The sequence below is a fragment of the Salipiger sp. CCB-MM3 genome (genome assembly GCF_001687105.1).
Classification (GTDB): domain Bacteria; phylum Pseudomonadota; class Alphaproteobacteria; order Rhodobacterales; family Rhodobacteraceae; genus Salipiger.
The window spans coordinates 1-21,065 of the sequence record NZ_CP014600.1; the positions used below are offsets into that span (position 1 = coordinate 1).

Genomic DNA, 21,065 nt, shown 5'->3' on the forward strand with positions numbered 1-21,065 from the left:
GGGTGAGGCAATGCCGGCGGTGCCTTGCGCTTGTGCCTGCGGGCTGCGGCGCAGGAAGAATGCCCCCGGCAGGGCGGACAGCAGGCTGATCAGGCCAAAGGCGATGCTCGCCGCCAGCCCCGCCTCGGCGCTCAGACCGGCCAGCGGAAACAGCGCCGCCGCCGCGCCCTCGCGCGCCAGCCCCAGCCCGCGACAGAGGCGGGCAGCAGCATCGCCGTCAGGATCAGCGGCACGATCAGCGCGGCGTGGCCCGCGGGCAGCAGGCTGCCACTGGCCCGCGCGGCGGTGACAAAGGCGGCGACGGTCAGCCCGGCGATCGCCAGCGAGAGCGCCACTTGCGTGCGCCATTGGCCAAGCAGCGCGATGCGGGCGGCGGCGCGCCAGCCCTGCGCGCGGCCCCGCCTCTGGCTGGCCAGCAGCACAAGCGCGCCCAGCAACAGGACCAGGACCGCGCCGGGCAGCCAAAGGCTTGGCACAAAACCCGAGGGCCGAGGGGCCTCCAACGCCCGCCAGCATCAGGACCAGCCCCGTCAGGGCGACGAACCCCATGCCCGCCTGCCCCGCCGCGCGCTCCAGCACCACCGCCTGCGCGGCGCGGCTCAGCGCGCCGTTCTGGCGGCTGCGCGCGGCCCCGCGCCGCATCGCCAAGCACGCCTCCGGGCAGGGTCTGATTGACGAATTGCGCCATGTAATACTCGCGCGCGGCCTCGCCCCGCGGCATCTGCAGCCCCAAGGCCGCGGCGGTCCGCCGCCAGCGCAGCGCCGAGAGCAGCGTCACCGCGTTGAGCAGCGCCAGCGTGGCCAGCCCCCAGCCCGGCGAAAGCTCGGACAGCCGCCGCAGCGCCTCGCGCCCGTCGGCGAGCCACAGGCAGAGCCCGATCAGCCCAAGCGGCAGCAGAAGACGCAGCGCGCTCATGACCCGTCTGCCCGCATCTGCGGCCCCGCCGCGCTGGTGGCGCGCAGGAACATGTCGCGGACGTCGCGCATGGGCAGGGCGTCTTGCGCCGGGTCGGGCTGCAGCCCCGCGGCCCAGCCCCAACCGTCGAAGAGGCGCAGCGCTTCCGGTGGGCCGATGAGATGCAGGGGCACATCCTTGCCCCCCGCCTGCGCCACGAATTCGGCGGCTGGTGATCGCCCAGCACGAGGATCAACGGCGGCTCGGCGCGCGGCAGCGCCGCCCATGACAGCACATTGCGCAGCGCATAATCGAGCGAGCGGCCAAAGTGATCGCGGATGCGGTCCGGATCGGCCCAGACCTCCTTGGGGCTCGGGCCAGAGGTGGCCTCGGCGTCGAAGATGCTGCCATCCCCACCGCCTGCCAAGGCACCATCTGCGGCACCGGCGTCCAAGGCGCATGGCTGGAGATCAGCGCGATCTCGGCCATCAGCGGGGCGCCTTGATCGGCGGCGATCCGGTCGAACTCCGCCAGCGTGTATTGATCGGGCATGGTCACCCAGTTGAACGGCAGCCCGCGATAGCCAAGCTCGGCGGCGCGCGGATCTCCTGAAACCCCATGGCCGGTCCTTCGGGCCAGTCCATGACGATCGCCGGGGCCACGGCCATGGTGTGATACCCGGCGCGGCTGGCGAGGCTGAAGAGGCTCTGCCGGGCGCTCGCCAGCAGGGCGCGGTAGCGGCGCTGGTCGCTGACCTCCACACCGCCGCCAGCGTCGCATGCGCCAGCCAGCTTTGCCCGCCCTGCACCGGCGAGCGCAGCCAGCCCGAGCGCATCGCCAGCCCCGCCTGCGCCAGCGCCGCCTCTCCGGCCTGCAGCGTCGCCAGATGGCGCGGCGCATAGAGCGGGTTGTCAAAGGCCGCCGCCCGTAGCTTTCGACAAAGACGATGACCACCGGGCGGCCCTCGAGTTTCGACAGCAGGCCATCGCGTCCGGCCCAAGGGTCGGTGGCGGCGGCGCGCTCGAATTCGGCCAGCGCGGTGCGGGCACGGGCGAAATCGCGAATGTGCTCGGCCCCGAGCCGCGCGGTGAAGGCGTTGCCGGCCGGGCGCCAGCCCTGCCAGCCGTTGAGCGCGGTGCGGATCTCGGCGGCGCAGAGCAGCGCGAAAACCAGCGCGGTGCCCCCCGCCGCCAGCCGCAGAGCGCGCGGCAGTTGGCTGCCGCAGCGGGCCCAAAGGCGCAGCGCGCGGTAGAGCAAAACCATCGCCCCGCCCAGCAGCAGCGCCAGCGCCGCGCCGACCCCCAGCGCACCCGCAAGCCCGGCGCTGCCGCGCAGCAGATGCGCCGCCGCGGGCACGAGATGCATGTCCGCCAGCGGATCGAAGCCGCGGCCAAAGGCGGTATAGGCGGACAGATCAGCCAGCTTGAGCGCCGTCATCAGGGTGAGCGCCACGCTCGCCAAGATCGCCAGCGGACGGGCGCGCGGCCCAAGCGCCAGCATCCCCAGCAGCAGCACCGGCAGCTCCAGCGGCACCATCCTCAGCGCGGGCCAGCGCAGCGCGCCGGGGTGGTTGGGCAGGATCAGCAGCAGATCGACCAGCACCGCCGAGACGAGCAGCGCCAGCCAGAGCCGCAGCGCTCCTCTCCTCCCCGCCCCGGCCCCGCTCACCGCCGCCTCGCCAGCCAGAGCACATCCAGCGCGAAGGACCACGCCAGCAGCGCCAGCGCCAGCAGCGCCGCGAGTTCGGACCAAGGCGGCCCCGCGATGGGCGCGAGCAGCCCCGCCAGCACCGCGATCTGCACCACGCAGACCAGCTTGCGCCGGAAGCGTTGCGGCAAGGGCGCGTCGAGCCACGGCCAGAGCAGGCTGGCGCTGACGAAGAGATAGCGCAGGCCGCCCAGCAACAGCACCCAGCCGCCCGCCGCGCCGCTGCGCCATGCCACCGCCGCGAGCAGCAGGGGCAAAGACGCTGTCGACCTCCATGGTCGAACCGCGCGCCCCAAGGTCCGGCCAGCCCGCTGCGCCGCGCCAGCGGGCCATCGACCCCATCGAGCGCCAGCGTGATCAGCGCGAGGCAGAAGAACCCCCAGCCAGAGGCGCCCTCGTCAGCGCGGGTTGCACCAAGGGCAGCAGCATCAGCGCCCGCCAGCGCCAGCCGCCCGAGGGTGAGCGCATTGGCATAGCCGAGGCGCGGCGCGGGCCAGTGGCGCAGCAGGAAGTGGCCCGAGACCCCCGCCCCCAGCCCGAAGCCCAGCACCGGCAGCAGCATCAAAGCCCCGGCCAGCCACCACGACAGGCCGCAAAGCGCCAGCGCAAACCCCGAGGCCAGTAGCGCAAGGGACGCAAAAGGCGTCCTTGCAGCGGCGAGAGCCGAGGCGCGTTGCACAGGGGGCGGCGGCAGGTCCATGCCAAATGAAGTGCTGCCGCGCCCGCGCCTGTCAAGCACCGCGCTTTACGTAAGGGCATGTACTCACTAGGCTGTGAGAGCTCAGAACCGGGAGGTCGGCGCATGGCCAGCGTGGCTCAGACAGAGGTTTTCCCCCGTTATTCCCGCGCGGCGCGGCTGCTGCACTGGCTGACGGTGCTGCTTGTGCTCACCACCATCCCCGCGGGGCTGGTCATGGTGCAGGAGGGGCTGCCGCGGGCGCTGCAGAATACGCTCTTTCTTTATCACAAGAACATCGGCCCGATCATTCTGGCTCTGGTCGTGCTGCGGCTGGTGGTGCGGCTGATCTCAAGGCCGCCGCCGCTTCCGGCCAGCGTCCCGGCGCTGCAGGCGTTGGTGGCGCAACTGGTGCATTGGCTGCTTTATCTGACACTGGTGGCGCTGGTGATCTCTGGCATCGTGCGGGTGCAGGCGGGCGGCTTTCCCATGGAGTTTTGGGACCCGCTGCTTGGCGGCATGGTCGGCAAGGATGAGGCGCTGGCCAAATCCGCCAGCGGCTTTCACGATCTGGCCAAGACGGTGCTGATCGGGCTGATCGCGGTGCACGCAGGGGCCGCCGCGCTGCATGGGCTGGTGAAGCGGGACGGGGTGTTCAGCCGCATGTGGCCGCCCGCCTGAGGCCCTGCGCCTCGCCAAAAACTACGTGTCGCCACAAAAAAGGACCGGCGCGCCCGCCGGTCCCCTGTCTTGTTCCTACGGCCCTTACTCCGCGGGCTTATACGCGGCATCCGGCTGCGGCGGCGGCGTCGGATCAGCCCCGTAAAGCTCGCCCGGCAGTTCCGAAGGCATGGCGTGATCCGCCTCTTCGTCGTCGCGGTAGCGCTGGTTGTGGCGATAGACCATCAGCGTGTCCCAGCGCAGCGCCTTGAACAGGCCGATCAGGATGAACAGGCACACCACGGCAAACGGAAAGCCCGCCACCACCGCCGCCGCCTGCAGCGCGTTGAGCCCGCCCGCCAGCAGCAGCACCGAGGCCACGGCGCCTTCGGTGATCGCCCAGAACACCCGCTGCACCCGCGGCGGATCGGTGTCACCGCCCGCGGTCAGCATGTCGATCACGAAAGAGCCCGAGTCCGAGGAGGTCACGAACCACAGCACGATCAGGATCATCGCAAAGCCCGACATCAGCCCCGAGGCGGGGAAGTAATCGAGCAGCGCGAACATCGCGTCGCCATAGGCATTCTTGGTGGCCTCGACCAGCGCCGGATCGCCGCCCAGCGAGATGTTCAGCGCGGTGCCGCCAAAGGCGCAGAACCAGAAGAACATGATCGAGGTCGGCAGCAGCATCACCCCCAGCACGAACTCGCGGATGGTGCGGCCCTTGGAGATGCGCGCCACGAAGACGCCGACGAACGGCGACCACGAGATCCACCATGCCCAATAGAAGATGGTCCAGGAATTCTGCCACGAGCCATCGGCCTGCCATGCCTCGGTCCAGCTGGCCCAGCTGACGAAGCGGGCGACGTAATCGCCGTAGCTCTGCACGAAGAGATCAAAGATGAACACCGTCGGGCCGACGATCAGCATGAAGATCAGGAAGACGAAGCTGAGGCCGATGTTGAGGTTCGACAAACGCTTGATGCCGCCGTCGAGACCCGCCACCACCGAGATCGTCGCCGCAAGGGTGATCAGGGCGATGATGATGATCTGCGTGACCACGCTGTCGCCGATGCCAAAGACCTCGCCAAGGCCCGAGTTGATCTGCATCGCGCCAAGCCCCAGCGAGGTGACGATGCCAAACATCGTGCCAAACACCGCAAGAATGTCGACCGCGCTGCCCCAGGGGCCAAAGATCTTCTCGCCAAGGATCGGATAAAGCGCCGAGCGGATGGTCAGCGGCAGCCCTTTGCGGAAGTGGAAATAGGCCAGCGCCAGCGCGATCACCGCGTAGATCGCCCAGCCGTGGAAGCCCCAGTGCAGGAAGGAGATCACCATCGCCTGCCGTGCGGCCTCTTGGGTTTCCGCATCGCCGGTGGGCGGCGCGAAGTAGTGATAGAGCGGCTCGGCCACGCCCCAGTAGATCAGGCCGATGCCAATGCCCGCCGAGAACAGCATCGACGTCCATGAGATCAGCCCATAGGCGGGTTTGTCGTTCATCCGGCCAAGGCGGATGTCGGCGAAGGGGCCGAAGGCGAGGTAGATCGTGGCAAGCACGAAGATATTGACCTCGATGATCAGCGCCCAGCCCAGCGTGTCGGCAAACCAGTTCTGGATGCCGGTGAAGACGCTGTTGGCCTGTTCGCTGAAGGTCGCCCCGAAGAGGATAAATCCGACGATGAGCAGCGCCGAGACTGCAAAGACGGTCTTGTGCACCCTCGGGAAGATGAACAGCCGTTCCTGCGGCATCTTATCGTGCATCTGGCTCTCCTGAATGGTCACGTTGGCTTGAAGCTTGCGAGAGCAGATAGCGCCCAAGCGCCGGTCGGCCAGTCTTTGCCGATGCGGCGAGGGGTGTGTCAGCCGGATTTCAGAGCCGTTTTGCGCATCGCTTTGGCGATCATCTCCGCCGTCTCGCCGCCCATTTCGCTGGCGTTCACCAGCCCCTGCACAAAGGGATGACGCTGGAGCAGCGCCGGCAGCGCGACGCAATGGATGCGCCCCGCGCAGGGCGCGGAAAGGGGCAGGACAAAAGCGTCAAAGCGCAGCGGCTCTGACAGCAGACCCGCGCGCGCCAGCGACGGAAACCCGAGGTCTGCCAGCGTCATGGCGCGCTGGCCGCGCGCGTCGATGAGCATCTCGAAGACGCTCTCCTGCCCGCCGTGGCGCACCGACACGCCCTGTGCGCAGGCGGTGATCTGGCTGTCATCGCCGGTCGTTTGACCAAGCCGCAGCACCTCGAGCACCCCCGCCTCGCGCAGCGCCAGCAGGCGCTTGATCGACGGGTGCGGCACGCAGGCGTAGCAATCGGTGAACATCGGCTTCAGCGTGGCGTGAAACGCCGCGACCTCGGCATCGCTGAACCTTGGAATGAGCTCTTCGAACAGCTCATGCGCGCGCAGCAGCGCGCTGCGCCAAGGCGTCGGGGTCTTGCTGGCGACGGTCTCTTCGGCCTCTACAAGATTGGCACGGGCCCAATCGAAGGGATCCGCCGCGAGGCGCTTGGCGAAATATGCGTGGCAAAACGCGTCGCAGGGCACGTCAGGCCCGCCGAGGCCCGCCAGCCACGCCGGATCCGCCGCCTGCAGGTCCGCAACGAAGGCGCGATAGGCGCGGTCGAGCAGAGCGCCCTCCTCGGCGCCAGAGACCTCCGTGCCAGACACCTCCGCGCAGATACCCGCCAAACGGGGCAGCTCGGGCAACGGCAGGTCGTACCAGTAATCCGCCTCGGGCAGCAGCCCCTTGCGGGACATGAGGCTGAGCAGAAACGGCTCCCGCCCCTCCTGCGCGACATAGCGCATCCGCCCGCCCTCCTCGCAAAAACGCCCGCGCGCCGAGGCGATGGTCACCGCCACATCAATGGCCGACAGCGAAGTGCCCAGCACGCCGATCCGTTGCTGCGGCAGCCGGGTCAGCTTCTCGGCGGGCCAAGGCGAATGCAGCACCGCCCCGCCCGCGCACGTCCGGTCCGGCCAGCGGTGCCCGGTGGCCAGCACCGCATCCGCATAGAGCGCCTTCGACGCGCTGCCCGGACTGCGCCACGCCAGCTCTACGCCCGCCGCGCGCGGCGCGATGTCGGTGACCGTGTGGTGCAGGTGAAGCTCGATCCGGTGCCCCTGCCGCCGCCCAAGCGCGATCACATCCGACATCTGCGCGGTGAAATAGGCCCCCAGCGCAAGACGCGGATAAAACGCCTCGTCGCTGATCTCGGCCGCGCGCAGCCCCAAGCGCGCCAGATCCGATGTGTCGAGCCCGCGCAGCCAGTCGTTGAGCGAGGTCAGAACCGGCGGCAACTCGCGGCTGGCGATGTTCGACAGCATGACCGGCGCGTTCATATCGGCGCTATAGGGCATCCCCGGACCGGCGGCGCTGCCCTTCTCAAAGATGTCCACATGCAGCCGAGACGGTGCCAGCCGCAGCAAAGCGGCAAGCGTGTAGACCCCGGTCGGACCGGCACCGACGATCGCGACGCGATGGGCCGCGGGCGGGCGGGGGCGCGGCGGCCTCACGGGCCGATTGCCGCGCGATCTCAGGGGGATGGGTTTCTCATAGGCCATGCGCGATCTCCGCCGAATGGAGGGTGGATGGGAGGCACCAAAGGCAACTCGGAACAGACCCGCGGGCGGGTGGGGGCACGCGCCGCCTATTGCGCGGCGGTGGTCTTTGCAGAGCAGGCGCAGCGGAACTGCGGATCAAACGCCCCCTCCGCCGAGAACAGCAGCCGCTGCGCGCGCCCCTCGAGGCTGCGGGTCAGCGCGAGGCCCTCCGCCTCGGCTGTGAGCCGGGTGCTGCCCTTGGTGAAAAGCTCGGGGTCGGCGCGCCGCAGCGCCACAAGCTCTTTGAGCAGCGCGGTCTTGCGCCAGCCAAACACCGAGATCGGCGCGGCGGGGTCGAGCGGCGTGCGGTTGTCCGGGTCGGTCAGATCGAAGCTGCCCTTTTCGCTGCCCTGATAGATGTCCGGCACGCCCGGCATGAAGACGCGCAGGGCAAGCTGCGTCAGCGACAGCCCCTCGCCCATCGTCCCAAGCTTGCGCAGCGCCTCGGGCGGGTCCGCCCGCCACTGCGCCAGAAGCGCCCGCCCGAAGTCTGCCGCCTGCGCCTCGGCGTCCTCGTCGGGGTCGTGCCAGTCGGTGAGTTCCTTGGCCTCGCGCAGCGCCTTCTCGAGATGCTCTGCCAGCCGGTCCTCAAGGTCCGCGCGGTCCGGATCCCAAAGCGCGATGGCCGATTGCAGGATATACCAGCGCACCGAACCGTCAGGCGGGTTCGGCCCTTTCAGTCGGGCGGCCTGCGCCCAGAGAACCGCGGCCTCTTCCGGCAGATGGGTCAGCGCGATGAGCCGCGCGCGCGCGTCCTCGCCGCGTTTGGTGTCATGGCTCGACCCCAGCGTCAGCGCCTGCGGCCAGAGGCGGGCGCGCTCGGTGCAATAGTCCTCGAACTCCGCCGGGGTCAGCGGTGGCGCATCGGGCTCGGATCCGACCTCGGCCTCGGCGAGACAGCGGGTGTGGCGGTAAAAGGCGGTGTCCTCCTGCGCCTTGGCGACCACTGCGCCGGTCACTTGCTGAAAGCGCCGGACGAAGGCGCGGCCAGCGCGGCCTTTCGGGGCGGCGAGCCGCGCGTGCAGCCGGTCCAGCATCTGGCGGTCGGGCAGCGTGGCGGCGGCCTCTTCGGCGGTCTGGGTCAGCAGCTGCAGATCCTCGGCGCTCGGGCCGTCGCCGTCGATGTAACTGCGGTAGCGCGGGAAGGCGACGAGCAGCGCGCGCAGCGCCTCTTTGATCTGCTCGGGCTTGACCAACGCGGGATCCTCCTCGGCGTCGGTCTCGTTCAGCGCCTGCAGCGCGATGCGGGTCAGTTCCGACAGTTCCGCCGCCAGATCCTCCGACAGGATCTGGTGCCGCGCGGCGCGGCAGGCCGCCGCATAGTCGCCCTTGGCCCCGGTCGCGCCGCGCCACATCCGGTCGAGCCGGTCCATCCCCTCGGCGTCCAGCAGCAGCCGGGTGATCCGGTCGTTGGCCTCATAGCCGGTGGTGCCGGTGACCGGCCAATGCTGCAGCCGTTCCTCGCCGGTGAGGATTTTCTCGATCCAGATCGGCACCTTCGGCCCCACCTCTTGTCGCAGGCGACGCAGGTATTCGGCGGGATCGGCGAGCCCGTCCACATGGTCGATCCGCAGCCCATGCGCCAAGCCCTCGCGCAGCAGCGAAAGCGGCAGGGCGCTCATGGCCTCGAAGACCTCGGGCAGTTCGACCCGCATCCCGATGAGGCTGGTGATATTGAAAAACCGGCGGTGGGTCAGGCGTTTGCGCTCGCGCACCCAGTGGCGCAGATGCCAGTGCTGGCGGTCAAGCACGTCCCGAGGATCGCCGCTTTCGGCGCTGCCGGGGGCGAGCGGCAGCCAGCCGCCCTCCCATGTGATGCGCTGCCCGCCAGCGTCGATCTTAAAGGCCCCCTGCTGCAGCATCTCGTCTTTCGGCTGCGGCAGCAGCGGCAGGATCAGCCCCTCGGCCCAGTCGACGTCGAAATACTTGGCAAAGCGGCTCTCGGCGCCATGGGTCAGCGCATCCACAAGCCACGGGTTTTCTGTGCTGAGCACCGTATGATTGGGCACGAGGTCGAGCACGATGTCGAGACCATGCGCCAGCGCCGCCGTCACCAGGCGCTCAAAGCCGGAGCGCCCGCCAAGCACCGGGTCGATCTCGGCGGGATTGGCCACGTCATAGCCGTGGGTCGAGCCGCTCTGCGCCGTGAAGATCGGCGAGAGGTAGAGATGGCTGACCCCCAGATCGGCGATATAGGGCAAAAGCTGCGCGGCGCGCACAAAGTCGACACCCTGACGAAGTTGCAGCCGGTAGGTCGCGATAAGAGGTCTCACGCGGTGATCTCCACTTCGATGGCAAAGGGATCAAGGGTCGGATCGCCAAGCCGAAACTCGGCGCGCGGCAGCCCCTGCGCGCCGGTGGCGGGCTCTCCCAGCGACAGCAGCATGCGGATCTCGCCCGCCGCGAAAGGCCAGCGCACGACATAAGCCCGCGCGCCAAGCCGCGTGACCGCGCCCAGCCCAAGCTTGCCCGAGCTGAGCAGCGGCACGATCTTGCGCGCGCGCAGCTCCAGCAGATCGCGGGTCAGATCGCGCCATGCCGCCGCCCGCCCCGGGTCTGACGCGGGATAGGGGCGCGAGGCCTCCAGCGCCTCCGGGCCGGTGGGGTCGGGCATTCCCGACAGGTCATAGCCGATGCGGGTCAATTCGGCACCGCGGCCCCTGCGCACCGCCGCGCGCCCGGCCTCGTCGGGGGGATCGCAGAAGAACAGAAAGGGCACCTCGCTGCCCTCTTCCTCGCCCATGAACAGCATCGGCACGAAGGGCATCAGCAAAAGCGCCGCATGCAGCACCCGCGCCGGGCCGTCGCCGATCAGCGAGATCAGCCGCTCGCCAAGCGCGCGGTTGCCGATCTGGTCATGGGTCTGATTGGCGTTGACGAAAGCGGTCCACGGCAGATGCGCGGCGGGCGCGCCGCGCGGTTCTTCTGGGTGGGGCTGGCCCTCGTCCACCTGCCCGCGGCTCAGCGCCTTGGCGACATCGTCAAAGGGATCCTCGGCAAAGCGGCTGTAATAGCCATGGGTCTCGCCGGTGACCGCCACATGCATCGCATTGTGCCAATCGTCATTCCATTCGGCGTCGAACCCGGCCTCGCGCAGATGCGGCAGGTTGCGCTCGTCCTCGCAGATCAGATGCACCGGGCGCCCCAGATCGAGCGCATGGATCTCGGCGGCAAGCTGGCGCATGAAACGCTGGTCCTGCCCGTCGCGGATTTCATGCACCGCGTCGAAGCGAAACCCGTCGAGCCGGTACTCCCGCAGCCAGCCCAAGGCGGCGTCACGGAAAAACGCCTGCACCTCGGCCCGTTCGAAGGCGATGCCGTCACCCCAGGGCGTCGGGCGCTGGTTGAAGAACTCGGGCGCATAGCTGGGGAGCAGATTTCCGAAGGGGCCGAAGTGGTTCATCACCAGATCGAGGATCACCATCATGCCAAGGCTTTGGGCCCGCGCCACCAGATCGCGCAGATCGTCGGGCGTGCCATAGGCCGGATGCGGCGCGCGGATCAGCACGCCGTCATAGCCCCAGCCGCGGCGTCCGGCGAATTGCGAGACCGGCATGATCTCGATGGCGGTGATGCCTAGGCTGGCAAGGTCCGGCAGGCGGCGGGCAGCGGCGGCGAAAGTGCCCTCGGGGGTGAAGGCCCCCACATGCAGCTCAAAGATCACCGCCTCTTCGAGCGGCCGCCCCTGCCATGGCGTGCCCCAGTCGTAGCGCGCGGGATCGACGGTGAGCGATGGCCCCTCGACGCCGCCAAGCTGGGCGCGCGCCGCCGGGTCGGGCACATCCCGCCCGTCGATCCTGAACAGATAAGCCATGCCGGCCCGCGCGGGCAGCCGCACGCTCCAGATCCCCGTCTCGCTGCGCATGGCGATCTCGCGACCCTCGAGCAGCAGTTGCACCCGCCGCGCCTTGGGAGCCCAGAGGCCGAAGGACCACAGGCCATCCCCGTCCGCATGAGCGCCCCACCGCGGCTGCATGGTCAGACTCTTCCCGCGCCCGCAGCGCCGCCGCGATCACGCAGCACCGCCACCGATTGCGTCCCCACGGTGATCTGCGGTCCGGGGCGCTCTGCGCAGGTGATCCCGTCGCTCCCAGTGTCGTCACGTCCGGTGTCGAGGATAAGCTCCCACGCCCCCTCGGGCAGGGTGAAGGTGCAGGACTCGCCGCCGTTGATCAGGATCAGCAGATCCGGGCAGTCTTCCTGATGGTGCCGCAGCCCCATGGCGAAAAGCCCACCGTCCTGCCAATCGCGCTCGGACATCTCGCGGCCCTCGGGATGCAGCCAGATGCTCTCGGTCGCCTCGGGGCGTGGCCAGAACCCATAGGGCGCCAGATGCCCGCGCCAGTCGCGGCGCAGCGCGGTCAGCGCCGAGACCGCCTCGACCAGCCCCGGACGCGCCGCCTCCCAGTTGATCCAGGTGGTTTCATTGTCCTGACAATAGGCGTTGTTGTTGCCGCTTTGGGTCTGGCCCATCTCGTCGCCCGCCAGCAGCATCGGCACCCCATGCGACAGGAACAGCGTCGCCAGCATGCCCTTCACCCGCCGCGTGCGCGCGGCAATGATGCCGGGATCGTCGGTGGCGCCCTCATGGCCCATATTGTCCGACAGGTTGTGGTTGTGGCCGTCGCGGCCATCCTCGCCGTTCGCCTCATTGTGCTTGTCGTTGTACGAGACCGTGTCCCAAAGCGTGAAGCCGTCATGGGCGGCGATGAAGTTGACCGAAGAGGTGGCCGGGCGGTGCGAGTGGTTGAACTGCACCGGGCTGCCCATCAGCCGCTCCGACAGGCCGCCAAGCTTGCCCGGCTCGCGCTTCCAGAAGCCGCGCACGTCGTCGCGAAACTTGTCGTTCCACTCGCGGAAGGGCCACGGGAAGCCGCCCACCTGATAGCCGCCCTCGCCCACGTCCCAAGGCTCGGCGATCAGCTTGATCTGGCTCAGCACCGGGTCTTGCCGGATGGCGTTGAAGAAGGCGCCCTCACGCTCGAACCCATCGGGCTCGCGCGCCAGCGTCGAGGCGAGATCAAAGCGGAAACCGTCGACGTGAAAGGCCTCGACCCAATAGCGCAGGCTGTCCATCACCATGCGCAGCACCATCGGATGCGCGACATTGAGCGTGTTGCCGGTGCCGGTGGTGTCAAAGCCGTGGCGGCGGTTCTCGGGCGACAGCAGGTAGTAGCTGGCGTTGTCGATGCCCTTGAACGACAGGGTCGGGCCAAGCTCGTTGCCCTCGGCGGTGTGGTTGTAGACCACATCGAGGATCACCTCGATCCCGGCGGCGTGGAAGCGTTTCACCGCGGCGCGCACCTCACGCACGTCCTCGGTCGCCAGATAGGTGCGGTTCGGCGCGAAGAACCCCAGCGTGTTATAGCCCCAGTAGTTGCGCAGCCCCTTCTCGATCAGATGCCGGTCCTGCACCATGGCGTGGATCGGCAGCAGTTCGATCGTCGTGACGCCAAGCTTTTGCAAATGCTCGATGATCGGGGCAGAGGCAAGCGCGCGGAAGGTGCCCCGGTCGGCCTGCACCACGCCGGGATGGCGCATGGTGAGCCCCTTCACATGCGCCTCGTAGATCACCGTATCGCGCCAGCGCACCTGCGGCGCGGCATCCGCCTCCCAGTCGAACACCGGGTCCGCAACCACCGCCTTGGGCATGAAAGGCGCGCTGTCTCGGGTGTCGAGATCCAGATCCGAGCCGCCCGCCGGATAGCCAAACAGCGCATCGTCCCACGTCAGCTGACCGCGCATCGCCATGGCATAGGGGTCGAGCAACAGCTTGTGCGGGTTGAAGCGATGGCCGCTTTCCGGCTCGAACGGCCCATGCACCCGGTAGCCATAGGCCTGCCCCGGCCCGAGGTCGGGACAGTAGCCAAAGAAGATACCGCCCTCGGCGCGGGGCAGCTCCAGCCGGGTCAGCTCCTGCGCGCCAGCCTCGTCGAACAGGCACAGCTCGACGTTTTCCGCATGGTCGGAGAAGAGCGCGAAGTTGGTGCCCTCCCCGTCGAAGCGGGCCCCAAGCTGGTCCGGTCGGGACCGGGCTGGGTCGATAGAGACGTCACGCGGATCGATCATGTCAGCCTTCCAAGCTGGTGAGAGCGGTCATCCGGGGCACCCGGTGGATGGGGGCCCGTGCTGTGGTCTTGCGCAGGGCGGCGTTGCGCCGGTCCATCATCTCGGCGGTGATCAGCAGCGTGCCCTCGGGGGTTCTGCGGAAGAAACGGGCATCCTCTTCGGCGTCATAGCCCGCGCGGAACCCATCCGGCAGCCGCACGCCGGTGCCGACGATGGCGCCCCTGATCTGGCAGCGCCTGCCGATCTTGCTGCCGGGCAGGAACACCGTGCCCTCGGCGATGCTGTCGATACAGTCGGTCTGCGCCCGCTGCATGGTCTTGGGCAGCGCCACCGGCGGCACCTCGGCGGCGAAATCAAGCTGCGCGCGCCGGTAGGCATCGAGCGAGCCCACATCGCGCCAATAGGCGCTTTGGCCGTCGCGGCTGTCGGGCAGCCGGTAGACCGACAGCGCCGCCTCGCGCAGCGCCAGCGGCAGGATGTCCTGCCCGAAGTCATGCCGCGTGGTCGGGCGACCGGGCGCTTCGCGCAGCACCTGCTTGAGCCAGATCCAGTCGAACACATAGATGCCGGTCGAGGCCAGCGCGCGCTCGGGGTCGCCCTGCATCGGCTGCGGGTCGGCGGGCTTTTCGGCAAAGCCAAAGACTTCGCCATCCGCATCGAGATCGAAGATGCCAAAGCCGCGCGCCTGCGACAGCGGCACCGGCGTCGCCGCGACGGTGACCGGCAAGCCGTGCCCGCGGTGATGGGCGAGCAGCTGCTCAAGGTCGATGTCGAGCACATGATCGCCCGACAGCACCATGACGTCGCGCGGCGCATAGGCGTCGAGCGCGGTGATATTGCAGCGCAGCGCGTCGGCGGTGCCGCGATAGCCATAGGGGCTCAGAAATTCGCCGTCGCGCACCGAAATCCCTTTGGCAAAGCCATGCGCCCAATGCCGATTGAGGTGCTGGCACAGGTCATTGGGGCGGTATTGCGTGGCAACGAAGAGGCTTTCGAATTGCGCCCGCTCGGCTGCCGCCAGAATGAAATCGACGATCCGTCCCTCGCCGGATCCAAAGCTGAGGGCCGGTTTGCACTGCGCGCTGGTGAGCTCAAAGAGACGCGCGCCGCGACCGCCCGCCAGCAGGAAGGGAAGGCACCGGGCGGTGCTTGGCAAGCTTTTGGAAATCCGCATGAATCATGGCCCTGTCAGGATGCTGAAATGCCCTGCGAAAGATGCGGTCCGCATCTCGCCGCAGTGGTGGTCGCAGTGGTGGTCGAAATGATCAGGCCGGCCGGATGATCCGCAGCAGGAACCCCCCGGCCCGGCTTTGGTTCCTGAAAATATCGGGGGCCTTTGTCGAATTCCGAAGGCCGGATATATCCGCCGTGGTTTTATTCAGAAGACGCGGCATTCCCGCACAAATGCAACGCCGGGATGCCTATTTGGAAAGCAGTCTATATGCGGGGGCGTATTCCGCCGGGCCGGGCGCTTTAATAAGGCAGCGCCGCCCGGATCAGCAGCGCCACCGCGCCGACGCAGGCGACCCCGGCCAGCCAGAGCGCGATGAACCACAGGAGCCGCTTGCCGCGCATCAGTGATAGCCCTCGGAGGGGTCGATCTTGCCGCGGAACACCCAATAGGCATAGGCGGTATAGGCAAGGATGATCGGGATCAGGATCACCGTGCCGACCAAGGCAAAGCCAAGGCTGCTGTCGGGGGCCGCGGCCTCGACGATGGTCAGCGAGGGCGGCACGATCATCGGGTAAAAGCTGATGCCGATGCCGATGAACCCCAGCACGAAGAACCCCAGCGCCGAGAAGAACGGCAAATGGTCGCCGCCGCCGCGCAGCCCTTTCCACAGCCCCGCCGCGCATAGCAGCACAAGCACCGGCACCACCACCACAAAGGCGAGCGAGCCGCCGCTGAACCAGCGCTGGAAATAGACCTCGTCCTGCAGCGGGGTGAAGATCGACACCAGCCCAAGGAAAACCAGCGTCGCCAGCCCCAAAGGCTGCGCGATGCGGCGCATCTTGTCGTGGATGTCGCCCTCGAGCTTCATCACCAGCCATGTGGCCCCCAGCAGCGCATAGCCCGTGGTCACCGCCAGCCCGGTCAACAACGAGAAGGGCGACAGCCAGTCCCACCAGCCGCCCGCATAGCCGCGGTTCACCACTTCGATGCCCTGCACCAGCCCGCCAAGCGCCATGCCCTGCGAGAAGGCCGCCACCAGCGAGCCGCCGAAAAAGGCGAAATCCCACAGCCGCTTCCAGCGCTTGGTACGCCAGCGGTACTCGAAGGCCACGCCGCGAAAGATCAGCGCCAGCAGCATCAGGATGATCGGCACGTAAAGCGCCGGCATGACCACCGCATAGGCCAAGGGAAAGACCGCAAACAGCCCGCCGCCGCCCAGCACCAGCCATGTCTCGTTGCCGTCCCAAATGGGCGCCACCGAGTTCATCATCACGTCGCGGTCCTGCTCGGTCTTGGCCAGCGGAAACAGGATGCCGACGCCAAGGTCGAACCCGTCGAGGATCACATAGACCAGCACCGCAAAGGCGATGATCCCGGCCCAGATGAAGGAAAGCTCCAGTCCGAACATGTCAGTCGCTCCTCTGGTCACGGGGCTGCGCGGGGCCGGGCATGATCCCCGCCGTGCGGATCGGCCCGTCACGCAGGCCAAGCCGCGGCGTGTCGGGCGCTTTGCGCATCATCCGCAGCAGGTAAAAGGTGCCCGCCCCGAAGACGAAGAAATAGACCACGACAAAGCCGATCAGCGAGGTGGTCAGCGCCGGCAGGTCGAGCGGCGAATGGCTGTCGGAGGTGCGCAGCAAGCCGTAGACCGTCCACGGCTGCCGCCCGACCTCGGTGGTGATCCAGCCCGCCAGCACCGCGACAAACCCCGTCGGCCCCAGCGCAACCGACGCGCGCAGCAGCCATGGGTCGTGGTAAAGCCAGCCGCGCCAGCGCGCCCAAAGCCCCCAGAGCCCGAGGCCAAGGAAGGCAAAGCCAAGCGCCACCATCACCCGGAACGACCAGAAGACGATCCAGACCGGGGGCTGATCCTCGATGGGAAATTCCGACAGCGCGGGGATCTGCCCCTCCCAGCTGTGGGTCAGGATCAGCGAGCCCAGATGCGGGATCTCCAGCGCGTAATCCAGCTCTTGGTTCTCCTGATCGGGGATCGCGAAAAGCACCAGCGGCACGCCGCCCTCATGGCTTTCGAAATGCCCCTCCATGGCGGCGATCTTGGCGGGCTGATGCTCCAGCGTGTTCAGCCCGTGCTGGTCGCCTGCGAAAATCTGGATCGGCGCGACGATCACCAGCATCCACATGGCCATCGACAGGCTCTTTTTCGATACCGGATGCCCCGGCGTCCTCAGCAATTGCCACGCCGAGGCCCCGCCCACCACAAGCGCCGTCGTGAGATAGGCCGCCAGCACCATATGCACCAGCCGGTAGGGGAAAGAGGGGTTGAAGACGATCTGCCACCAATCCTCGGGCACGAACTGACCATTCTCGGCGATCGAGAACCCGGCGGGCGTGTGCATCCAGCTGTTCACCGCAAGGATCCATGTGGCCGAGATCAGCGTGCCGAAGGCCACCATGAAGGTCGCCAGCATGTGCAGCCCGTCGCCCACCCGCTGCCGCCCGAACAGCATGATGCCCAGAAACCCCGCCTCGAGGAAGAAGGCGGTCAGCACCTCATAGGCCATCATCGGCCCGACCACCGGCCCGGCCTTGTCGGAAAACACCGACCAATTGGTGCCGAACTGATACGACATGACGATGCCCGAGACGACGCCCATGCCAAAGGCGACCGCGAAAATCTTCTTCCAGTAATTGAACAGCGACAGGTAGCGCCCGTCCTTCGTCCACAGCCACGCGCCGTTGAGCACGGCAAGATAACTGGCCAGCCCGATCGAGAAGGCGGGGAAGATGATGTGGAACGACACCGTAAAGGCGAATTGAATCCGGGCGAGGACTTCTGCGGACACTTCTGCGGTCATGGGCACTTCCGTCGAAGGTGTGGCTTTTATCTGAGCTAGCCCCGCCCGCGTCGATGGCAATCAACGCGCCAAGGAGCGCATCTGTTCAATGGCTTCAAGAGATCGTGCGGCGGGGGCTCTGCTCTTGCTGTGGGATTACTGCGGGGATTACGCGGCAGCGCCCGCTTTGGATCACTTTTCCGCCGACGGTTCTGCCGCAGACCAGGCGCGGCAAAACGCGCGTTGCGCGGGCTTGCCATCGCGCAGAACATAGACACAAAGTGCATCTTCAGAAGACGGAACCAAAGCCCGCCCTCGGGCTTTCAACATACGGTGCCCGGAGCAACCGGGCCAATCTGCACGAGGAAACGCGCATGTTCGGCAGCTTGTTCTTAAACGTGGCGCAATGGCACGAAGCGGCCATGGCCGGGACCGAGGTGATGATCTCGGCAGCCACCGTCGTCCAGCTTCGGACCATGCAGATGGCGACCGGCGCCATGGCCCCCGCCGAGGCCGCGCGGATGATCGTCGAGAAACCGTCGGCCTTCGCCAGCGCCAGCGAAAACTACCTGCGCGCGCTGGCCTCGAACCGGGGCTATGCGGCGGCGACCCTCGCCGGGCTCGCGCCCTACCAAAGCGCCACCAGCGCCAACGCCAAGCGCCTCTCGGGTCTCGACGCGCAAGAGGCCTAAGTCACGGGTTCAGCGGGAATTTCACGCTCCACGTCAGACCCTCGCTCGAGTAGTCCGCCTCGATCTCGCCGCTGAGCGTGGATTGCAGCATCGCGCCGGTCAGCGTCGAGCCAAAGCCCTTGCGCGAGGGCGGCAATACCGCCGGGCCGCCGCGCTCGCGCCAGACGATCTGCAACCCGGTGCCGTCCGCAGACACCTGCCACGCGATCGTCAGCTTGCCCGCCTCATTCGACAGCGCGCCATATTTCACCGCGTTCGTCGTCAGCTCGTGGAACGCCAGCGCCAGCGATTGGGCCGCCGAGGCCGGGATCACCACATCTGGCGCGCCGCGCAGAATGATCCGCGCGCCGATCAGCTCGGCAAAATGCGGCAGCTGCGAGCGGACGAGCGCCTCAAGCTCGATGTCCTGCCAGCTGCGCCGCACCAGAAGATCCTGCGCCGCCGACATGCTCTCAAGTCGGCTCTGGAACACCGGCAGGAAATCATCGGGCCGCGAGCGCGCCGTCTGCCGCGAGATCGCCAAGATCAGCGAGACGAGATTCTTGCTCCGGTGGTTGAGCTCATGCAGCAGCGCGTCGATGGTCTCCTGCGCCTTGCGCGCCTCGGTGACATCCTCGACGATGGCGGCCAGCCCGGACACACGGCCCGCAGAGCGGATCGGAAAGAAATGCTCTTTCCAAAAGCGCCGCTCGGAGGGCCGGGCCGGGGTGCAGCCCGAGATCTCCACATCGCGCTTGGCGACGCCACTGTTCAGGATCTCTTGCAGCAGGCTGGTCACACCGTCGATATCGACCACCTCGGGCAGCAGTTCCTTGGGGGTCTTGCCGATGTGCACTTCGGGCGCCAGACCGTTCATCTCGGCCAGCAGCGGGTTGATCTTCACGAACCGCAGGTCGCGGTCCCAGATGCCGATGCCCACGGGCGCGTCGTTGAACAGCGCGTCGATCACATCCGCCTCTTCCATGCGCCCGTCGCCGCGCGCCGCCGGAGCCGCACCTTGGCCCGCCGGAAAGGTCGAGGCATCGACCACATCGGTCACATCCGTCTCGACGCCCGAGAGCTTGACAGCAGCCCCCGTCGCATCGCGGACGACCACGCCCCGATCCAGCACAAAGCGCAGCCGTCCATCGGGGCGCACGATGCGGAACCTGTGCTCGAAACGGTCGGCCTTGGCGCAGACCTCCGCCATCTCTTGGCGGATGCGGGCGCGGTCCTCGGGGTGCACCGAGGTGAAAAACCCCTCGCCGCGATCCGGGGCCTGCGTCAGCCCATAGACCGCCAGCAGGCCCTTGCTCCACAGCAGCCTGTCGCCGGAAAGATGCCACTCATAGCTGCCCGTTCCCGGGGTGAACTCGTCAATATCCAGCACGGTTTGTTCCAAAGTGCCCCCTCGGCTGTTCTCCAGAACTCCATCTGTGGTCGCGGCGGTGCCAAATAAAGGCCCGCGCGAGATTTGACCCTAGCTGCAATCATGTGGGGTAAAAAGGACGGAGTTGCGTCAACCCGCATATTCACGCGCCCGTTAAAAGCGCTGCCCGCGAATGCGCCGAACACAGAGCGGGCGCGGCCCGCTGCGAGCGGTCGGTTTCAGAGTTCCCGTTCTCGGCAAAGCCCACTAGGGTCAGCCGCGGATGGAGGGACCCGATGACCAAGCTGCTGAGCCTCAACGATTTTGAAACCCCGGCCCGGCGCCGCCTGCCGCGGCCACTCTTTGGCTATATCTCCGGCGGCACCGAGACCACCGCCGCCCGCGCCGACAATCGCGCGGTGTTTTCCGAACACCGTCTGGTGCCCCGCGTGCTGCGCGGCGTCGAGGGCCGCAGCCTGACCCATCCGCTCTTTGGCCGCGACTGGCAGGCGCCTTTTGGCATCGCGCCCATGGGGATCGCCGCGCTGATGGCGCGCGACGGCGATGTGGCCATGGCCCGCGCCGCGCAGGCCGAGGGCATCCCCTATTGTCTCAGCGGCTCGTCCCTTACCCCGCTTGAGCGGGTGCGCGAGGCCAATCCCGACGGCTGGTTTCAGGCCTATCTGCCGGGCGAGGATGACCGCATCCGCGCGCTGATCGAACGGGTGCGCAAGGCGGGCCACGAGACGCTCGTGCTCACCGCCGACGCCGCGGTTCTGGCCAACCGCGAGAACAACATCCGCTCGGGCTTTACGACGCCGCTGCGGGTCTCGCCGCGGCTGCTGTGGGATTTCGGCCTGCGCCCGCGCTGGGTGTTCGGCACCTTCCTGCGCGGCCTGATGACCCACGGCATGCCGCATTTCGAGAACTCCTTCGCCGAGCGCGGCGCGCCGATCGTCTCGCAGCGCGCGGCGCGCGATCACGGGCGCAAGGACCATCTGAACTGGGAGCATGTCGCGCTGATCCGCGATCTGTGGAAGGGGCGGCTGGTGATCAAAGGGCTGCTCTCGCCGCTCGATGTGGCGGAGGCGCGCAAGCTGGGCTGCGATGGCGTCATCCTGTCGAACCACGGCGGGCGGCAGCTTGATTATGCGATCAGCGGCGTGCGCGCGCTGTCGGTGGCGCGCGAGGAAGCGGGCGATATGGCGCTGATGGTCGACGGCGGCATCCGGCGCGGCACCGATGTGGTCAAGGCGCTGGCGCTGGGGGCGGATTTCGTCTGGGTCGGGCGGCCCATGCTTTATGCCGCGGTGATCGGCGGCGAGCCGGGCGTGACCAAGGCGATCGGCATCCTCAAGCGTGAACTGCACCGCGACATCGGCCTGCTGGGGCTGATGAGCCCCAGCGAGGTATCGGCGGCGCATCTCGAAACGCCAGCTTGAACGCCGGTCGC

The 21,065-nt window shown here is 67.8% G+C and carries 18 protein-coding genes; 3 read left to right on the forward strand and 15 right to left on the reverse strand.

Going from position 1 to position 21,065, the window contains the following annotated elements:
• Positions 1 to 131: 131 nt before the first annotated feature.
• The 5 genes from AYJ57_RS26435 to AYJ57_RS26445 are packed head-to-tail and all read right to left on the reverse strand — an operon-like array spanning position 132 to position 2,859.
• A complete protein-coding gene (locus AYJ57_RS26435; RefSeq protein ID WP_237220297.1) occupies positions 132 to 335 on the reverse strand; it encodes a hypothetical protein in 204 nt (67 codons plus the stop codon).
• Complete coding sequence (locus AYJ57_RS25735) at positions 305 to 916, reverse strand: lysylphosphatidylglycerol synthase transmembrane domain-containing protein (RefSeq protein ID WP_237220298.1); 612 nt, start codon at positions 914 to 916, stop codon at positions 305 to 307. Before AYJ57_RS25735 ends, AYJ57_RS26435 begins: the two co-directional genes overlap by 31 nt.
• Positions 913 to 1,089 (reverse strand): hypothetical protein, encoded by a 177-nt coding sequence (locus AYJ57_RS26440; protein WP_237220299.1) that lies wholly within the window; start codon positions 1,087 to 1,089, stop codon positions 913 to 915. The genes AYJ57_RS25735 and AYJ57_RS26440 overlap by 4 nt, the downstream gene beginning before the upstream one ends.
• 58 nt (positions 1,090 to 1,147) lie before the next feature.
• Positions 1,148 to 2,563 (reverse strand): sulfatase, encoded by a 1,416-nt coding sequence (locus tag AYJ57_RS24335; protein WP_237220300.1) that lies wholly within the window; start codon positions 2,561 to 2,563, stop codon positions 1,148 to 1,150.
• Complete coding sequence (locus AYJ57_RS26445; protein ID WP_237220301.1) at positions 2,560 to 2,859, reverse strand: hypothetical protein; 300 nt, start codon at positions 2,857 to 2,859, stop codon at positions 2,560 to 2,562. The genes AYJ57_RS24335 and AYJ57_RS26445 overlap by 4 nt, the downstream gene beginning before the upstream one ends.
• A 545-nt stretch (positions 2,860 to 3,404) precedes the next feature.
• Between AYJ57_RS26445 and AYJ57_RS24345 the strand changes: the two genes are divergently transcribed.
• Complete coding sequence (locus AYJ57_RS24345; protein WP_066112003.1) at positions 3,405 to 3,959, forward strand: cytochrome b; 555 nt, start codon at positions 3,405 to 3,407, stop codon at positions 3,957 to 3,959.
• A gap of 84 nt (positions 3,960 to 4,043) precedes the next feature.
• On the opposite strand, the gene AYJ57_RS24350 is transcribed toward AYJ57_RS24345, so the two are convergent.
• The 9 genes from AYJ57_RS24350 to AYJ57_RS24385 form a co-directional block, all read right to left on the reverse strand.
• Positions 4,044 to 5,699: a BCCT family transporter gene (locus AYJ57_RS24350; protein WP_066112005.1), complete on the reverse strand. Its 1,656-nt coding sequence runs from the start codon at positions 5,697 to 5,699 to the stop codon at positions 4,044 to 4,046.
• Between the two features lie 98 nt (positions 5,700 to 5,797).
• A complete protein-coding gene (locus tag AYJ57_RS24355) occupies positions 5,798 to 7,495 on the reverse strand; it encodes an FAD/NAD(P)-binding protein (protein WP_066112007.1) in 1,698 nt (565 codons plus the stop codon).
• An 86-nt stretch (positions 7,496 to 7,581) separates the two neighbouring features.
• On the reverse strand, positions 7,582 to 9,807 hold the full coding sequence (gene treY, locus AYJ57_RS24360) for a malto-oligosyltrehalose synthase (protein WP_066112009.1): 2,226 nt from the start codon (positions 9,805 to 9,807) through the stop codon (positions 7,582 to 7,584).
• On the reverse strand, positions 9,804 to 11,510 hold the full coding sequence (gene treZ / locus AYJ57_RS24365; protein ID WP_066112011.1) for a malto-oligosyltrehalose trehalohydrolase: 1,707 nt from the start codon (positions 11,508 to 11,510) through the stop codon (positions 9,804 to 9,806). The genes treY and treZ overlap by 4 nt, the downstream gene beginning before the upstream one ends.
• Positions 11,511 to 11,512: 2 nt before the next feature.
• Positions 11,513 to 13,603, reverse strand: coding sequence for a glycogen debranching protein GlgX (gene glgX / locus AYJ57_RS24370; protein WP_066112013.1), 2,091 nt, complete (start codon positions 13,601 to 13,603; stop codon positions 11,513 to 11,515).
• 1 nt (position 13,604) lies between these two features.
• On the reverse strand, positions 13,605 to 14,777 hold the full coding sequence (locus AYJ57_RS24375; RefSeq protein ID WP_066112015.1) for a sugar phosphate nucleotidyltransferase: 1,173 nt from the start codon (positions 14,775 to 14,777) through the stop codon (positions 13,605 to 13,607).
• Between the two features lie 299 nt (positions 14,778 to 15,076).
• Positions 15,077 to 15,178: a DUF2474 family protein gene (locus tag AYJ57_RS26095; protein WP_157374394.1), complete on the reverse strand. Its 102-nt coding sequence runs from the start codon at positions 15,176 to 15,178 to the stop codon at positions 15,077 to 15,079.
• Positions 15,178 to 16,185: a cytochrome d ubiquinol oxidase subunit II gene (cydB, locus tag AYJ57_RS24380; RefSeq protein ID WP_066112017.1), complete on the reverse strand. Its 1,008-nt coding sequence runs from the start codon at positions 16,183 to 16,185 to the stop codon at positions 15,178 to 15,180. The genes AYJ57_RS26095 and cydB overlap by 1 nt, the downstream gene beginning before the upstream one ends.
• 1 nt (position 16,186) lies before the next feature.
• Positions 16,187 to 17,593, reverse strand: a complete 1,407-nt coding sequence (locus AYJ57_RS24385) for a cytochrome ubiquinol oxidase subunit I (protein ID WP_066112019.1) — start codon at positions 17,591 to 17,593, stop codon at positions 16,187 to 16,189.
• A 353-nt stretch (positions 17,594 to 17,946) separates the two neighbouring features.
• On the opposite strand from AYJ57_RS24385, the gene AYJ57_RS24390 reads away from it, so the two are divergent.
• Entirely contained in the window at positions 17,947 to 18,264 is a 318-nt protein-coding gene (locus tag AYJ57_RS24390; protein ID WP_066112021.1) for a hypothetical protein, read from the forward strand.
• A gap of 1 nt (position 18,265) precedes the next feature.
• Here AYJ57_RS24390 and AYJ57_RS24395 read toward each other — a convergent pair whose 3' ends face one another.
• Positions 18,266 to 19,633, reverse strand: coding sequence for a PAS domain-containing protein (locus AYJ57_RS24395; RefSeq protein ID WP_157374395.1), 1,368 nt, complete (start codon positions 19,631 to 19,633; stop codon positions 18,266 to 18,268).
• A 275-nt stretch (positions 19,634 to 19,908) separates the two neighbouring features.
• Here AYJ57_RS24395 and AYJ57_RS24400 point away from each other — a divergent pair, with 275 nt between their 5' ends.
• A complete protein-coding gene (locus tag AYJ57_RS24400; RefSeq protein WP_066112025.1) occupies positions 19,909 to 21,054 on the forward strand; it encodes an alpha-hydroxy acid oxidase in 1,146 nt (381 codons plus the stop codon).
• Positions 21,055 to 21,065: the final 11 nt, after the last annotated feature.